The sequence below is a fragment of the Pseudomonas monteilii NBRC 103158 = DSM 14164 genome (assembly GCF_000730605.1).
GTDB lineage: Bacteria > Pseudomonadota > Gammaproteobacteria > Pseudomonadales > Pseudomonadaceae > Aquipseudomonas > Aquipseudomonas monteilii.
On sequence record NZ_BBIS01000093.1, the window covers coordinates 1 to 4,238 of the forward strand.

A 4,238-nucleotide genomic window follows, 5' to 3' on the forward strand; every position below is an offset into this window, starting at 1 on the left:
ACCGCTCCGATGAGGGAGCGGTTGTGTAGCGTTAGTGAGTTTCTTCTTCAGGACCAGCAGCTTCCGGTAGGGATTCACGCGGCACCCATGTCCAGGTTTCGACAAATGCGCCGTCATCACACAGCGTAACCTGGGCACCGTCATTCACCTGCAGATCATCATTGGCGAGGTTGTCCTGCGCCCATGAACGGTAACGGTCCTTCAGTGCGTTCGAATCCAGTGCTGGCTGATCCGGACTGTCCTGCGCCAGCAATTTCTTTTGAGCGAGCTCGTCGAGCAGTTGAGGAGAGGGAGCGCTTTGCGACAGGCCAAAGTGGATGCCCTGGTAGCCATAGCATTTGATGAACTCATCTGCCGCCATTTTGGCACGCACACTCTCGGTGCAGGTGCTGCACAGGCCGTGCCCGACATCCTGATTACGCCACTGCCGGCCGGTGGTTCGAGCGCCACAGCACGGACACAACAAGCGCACAGGATCATCGAGACTCTCCTCATGCTCTGGCAGATCGAACTGCGCATACGGGACGTCACGGAGCTCACAGAAGGCTTTCTGATCGCCGTCGGCGTCGTACAGCCCCAGCGTGCACTCATCCCAATCTTCCGGTTCAGCGATGTTGATCTCGTTCGACAACAGCAGGTAGTTGCCATTGCAGAACTCCTTCCGCAGTGCCATGCAACCACCACCGGTGTGGAAGACGTCAAATCCATACGCAAGAACGGGGTCAACGACTGCTGTCCCGCAGGGAGAAAAATACGGGTTGCGAATCTCCACATCGTTAAACTGGAAGGCCATGTCCGACGACGAATATGGCCGCTTCCTTTCCTCGCCAGTTGCCAGGATTTCGGTCATTGCCATTTCTTGTGTATCAGCTGCGTTGCTTGCAATTACGTCCATGGTGCTGCGCCTCTTGGGTTAGTCATCTTGATCTGAGATGCAGCACAGTCAGCTGTAACGACAGGCAAAAAAAAGCCGCCCCAGAGGAGCGGCTGTGTAGCGGTTTAGAGCCGAGCAGAGACCTGGTAACCCTTGCCTCCGTCTGCCTTGCTCACGCCTCCTTCAAGCGTGATTGTCACATCGTGCAGCCCAGCATTCATGAACATGTTCGCCACCGTCTCGGCCACCGACTGCATGTCAAATGGCAACACGGTGAACCAAGCTCTTGAGCACTTGCACCAGCGGCACCCGTACCCACCGAACCAACCGTTCACGCGATTCCCAGGCACCGGATCCGGCATTTCCAGGATCTTGTTGATGCGGGTGGCGAAGGCCTCCGGGAACTCATGGAGTACAGAAGACATTGATACCTCCTGATCAAGCTGCTTGGAAGGCGTGCTGGCGCTTGCCCAGCTCATTGAGCTTGTCCAGCTTCGCGATGAAGCGCTCAGCCGCGGTAGTGCTGGCCAACTCAGAGACCGACGCATAGTGGTTCATACCGCCTGAGTAGTCCTTACGGCCTTCGCAGGTTCGGTACAGCACCCGAAGCACGCTTCCGGATCCGAGATGAACCATCAGATACAGATGATCGCTATGCAGGATCACTTCGCCCATCACCCCATCACCACCTTTGCACGAACGAATGTCGTAGCTGGCTTCTGGGAGCTTCAGGCGACCAGCGATTTCTTTGAGCAACCGCTTACCCGAGCGATGAAGGGTCTCTTTGGTGATGCGTTTTTCGAGCAGCGCTTTAGGGATTTGCAGCATGACGTTTCTCCTGTGGGGATGACGGCCTCTTGCGAAGACCTTGTGACAGGAGATGCACAACACCGGTACGCAAACCGCTGACCCTATGGGAGGAGTAATCCTCCAAAGAAAAATAACACGTATGTATAAGATACTGGTTGATCTGTCTTACAATCCGCAAGTATTATCCGGCCATCCAATTGCTATCACCTAACAAGGTCAGGACAAGAAAGCCCATGCAAAACAATGCAACCCCCTTCAAGCCTCGTATTTCCCTACTGGTCGCCTCCATCGCACTGGCCATGAACGCAGGCGCTGCGCATGCCGCTTACGCCGGCATCGACGTGTATGCACCGACGCTGGGCTCCTCTTCGATCACCTACGATCCTCACATCGGTGGGTCGGGTGATGGCTCCACCCTTGTCGCTGCCCAATACGACCCAAGCACCGACACCACCGAGGCCTTCAAGTGGACCTTGCTGGGTGGCAAGCAGTTGCTGGCAAACCTCGGCACCAATGCCGCTGCGTACGCAGCATCGAACGAAGCAGACATCATCGTCGGCAGCTCCGTCGACAGCCTCACGGACAACGAGACCGCCGTGTACTGGGACAGCACCGGCATTCACACACTGGATTTCTTGAACGGTGGTGCCGAGGCCGAAGCCCGTGCTGTATCGGCTGACGGCAGCGTCATCGCGGGTTCCGCTGACGACGGCCTGACCGGCAACCGTTCGGCGGTTACCTGGGATCTGTCGGGCGCGATCACCCAGCTGGGCTACCTGAACGACGGCACCTACAGTTATGCCATGGGCATCTCAGCTGACGGGAAGGTGGTGGTGGGCTACGCCCAAAACGGTGCAGGGAATGGTGATGTCGCCACTCGCTGGGTAGACGGCGGGAGCGCTGAGAGTCTTGGCACCTTGGCTGGCGGCACTCAATCCATGGCCCTGGCGGCCAGTGCTGACGGCACCTATATCGTCGGCGCGAGTGAGTCATCGGTCGCATCCACCGAAGCGATGATTTGGTCCGAATTGTCCGGTATGCAGGGCCTGGGCCTGCTGACCGACGGCACCATGTCGATCGCTGAGGGAGTATCTGCTAACGGCGCTGTAGTCGTCGGTATGGCTGATACCACTGGCAGTGTCTACTCGGGTTTCCGCTGGACCGCAGAGACAGGCATGCAGTCCCTTGTTGAGTGGCTGCAGGACAACGACCCGTCCTACACCCTGCTCGCAAACAATACCCTCAACTCCGCTACCGCTGTGTCCGCGGACGGCAACACCGTTTTCGGCCTGGGCTTCCTGAACGGCCGGTCGCAGCCGTTCGTAGCACGCTCTTACGGCCCGATCTCCGAGCCTGTCGTCACTACACCTCCGGTTACCGACACTTCGACCCCAAGCACCGGTGGTTCATCGAGTACTGGCAGCACTTCCACTGGAAGCTCGAATTCTGGCGCCAGCACTGGCAGTACCGGTACTGGTGCAAATGCCGGCAGCACTGGTGGAACCGATACCGGCGCCAGCGCTGGTGATGCTGGCGCTACCAATCTGCCTACTGGCGTGATTGGTTTGCTGGACCTCGGCGACTCTCTGCAGAACGCGACCCTGTACGCACAAGCCATGCAGAATCAGCTGCAAGGCTTCGTCCAGGACCAACTGACCTGCTCGACCTTCGATACCAATGGCGTCTGCGTCAGCGTCAGCAGCCAGATGACCCATCACTCGGGCACTGTCCAAGGTGACAACGTGTACGGCGGCGTTACCGCGGCATATCGACTGACCCCTGACCTGGTTGCCGGCATCGGCTATCAAGGCCCAAGCACTTCGCTCAAGATCAACGACGACCGCGTCGAGGGCGATACCAACACGATTGGTGCTTTCGTCGAGTACGGCAATCGTCTGCGCAAGGGCGTGTTTGCCCGCGGCGCCGTGGCAGTTTCCGAAGGCGATGCCACCATCAAGCGCTCCTACAAAACCGGTGCCGGCGACGACGAATCGAAAGGTAAGTCGGATGTCAGCCAGCGTGCGGTTTCGGGCCAGGTCGGCTACGTATTCATCCTGCAGGACAACATCGCTGTGATGCCGTTCCTGGGCGTGGACTACCTCAACACCAAACTGGACTCCTATACCGAGACCAGCGGCTCCTTCCCGGCGCGTTTCGACAAGCGTACTGAGGAGAACATCTACGGCACCGCCGGCCTCAACGCCAGCATGAACCTGGCAAACAAGGCCATTGTTTCGGCCAACATCAAGCACGTTAGCCGCCTGAACAACTCGCAAGACGATCTGACCGGTGATGTGATCGGCGTCTCTCGCTTCGACATGAAGCAGGACACCACCGAGCGCTGGAACGAAGTCGGCGTTGGCCTGCAGGTTGCCGGCCCGTTCAAAGCCTCCCGCGTGGGCGTCACCTACGGTCACCGCTTCGGCAGCGACAAAGCCGTAGCCTCGGACGTCGCAACGCTCTCCCTTTCGATCGGTTTCTGACCGGAATCTGATTCACCATGCGCCCCACTTTCCAGTGGGGCGTTTTTATTTGCCCGCGAGTTTTCGCCAGG

4 protein-coding genes are annotated in these 4,238 nt (G+C 58.4%); 1 reads left to right on the forward strand and 3 read right to left on the reverse strand.

Features of this window, described 5'->3' with window-relative positions; all coding sequences use genetic code 11:
• Positions 1-31: 31 nt before the first annotated feature.
• The 3 genes from PM2_RS29115 to PM2_RS29125 all read right to left on the reverse strand — a co-directional run bounded on the left by PM2_RS29115 (position 32) and on the right by PM2_RS29125 (position 1,702).
• Complete coding sequence (locus PM2_RS29115) at positions 32-895, reverse strand: hypothetical protein (RefSeq protein WP_141745124.1); 864 nt, start codon at positions 893-895, stop codon at positions 32-34.
• Positions 896-999: 104 nt separating this feature from the next.
• The gene (locus tag PM2_RS29120; RefSeq protein WP_004574511.1) at positions 1,000-1,299 is read right to left on the reverse strand and encodes a hypothetical protein; all 300 of its coding nucleotides are present in this window, start codon (positions 1,297-1,299) and stop codon (positions 1,000-1,002) included.
• A 13-nt stretch (positions 1,300-1,312) separates the two neighbouring features.
• Positions 1,313-1,702, reverse strand: a complete 390-nt coding sequence (locus PM2_RS29125; RefSeq protein ID WP_004574510.1) for a hypothetical protein — start codon at positions 1,700-1,702, stop codon at positions 1,313-1,315.
• A gap of 215 nt (positions 1,703-1,917) precedes the next feature.
• Here PM2_RS29125 and PM2_RS29130 point away from each other — a divergent pair, with 215 nt between their 5' ends.
• Entirely contained in the window at positions 1,918-4,167 is a 2,250-nt protein-coding gene (locus PM2_RS29130; protein ID WP_004574509.1) for an autotransporter domain-containing protein, read from the forward strand.
• Positions 4,168-4,238 lie beyond the last annotated feature (71 nt).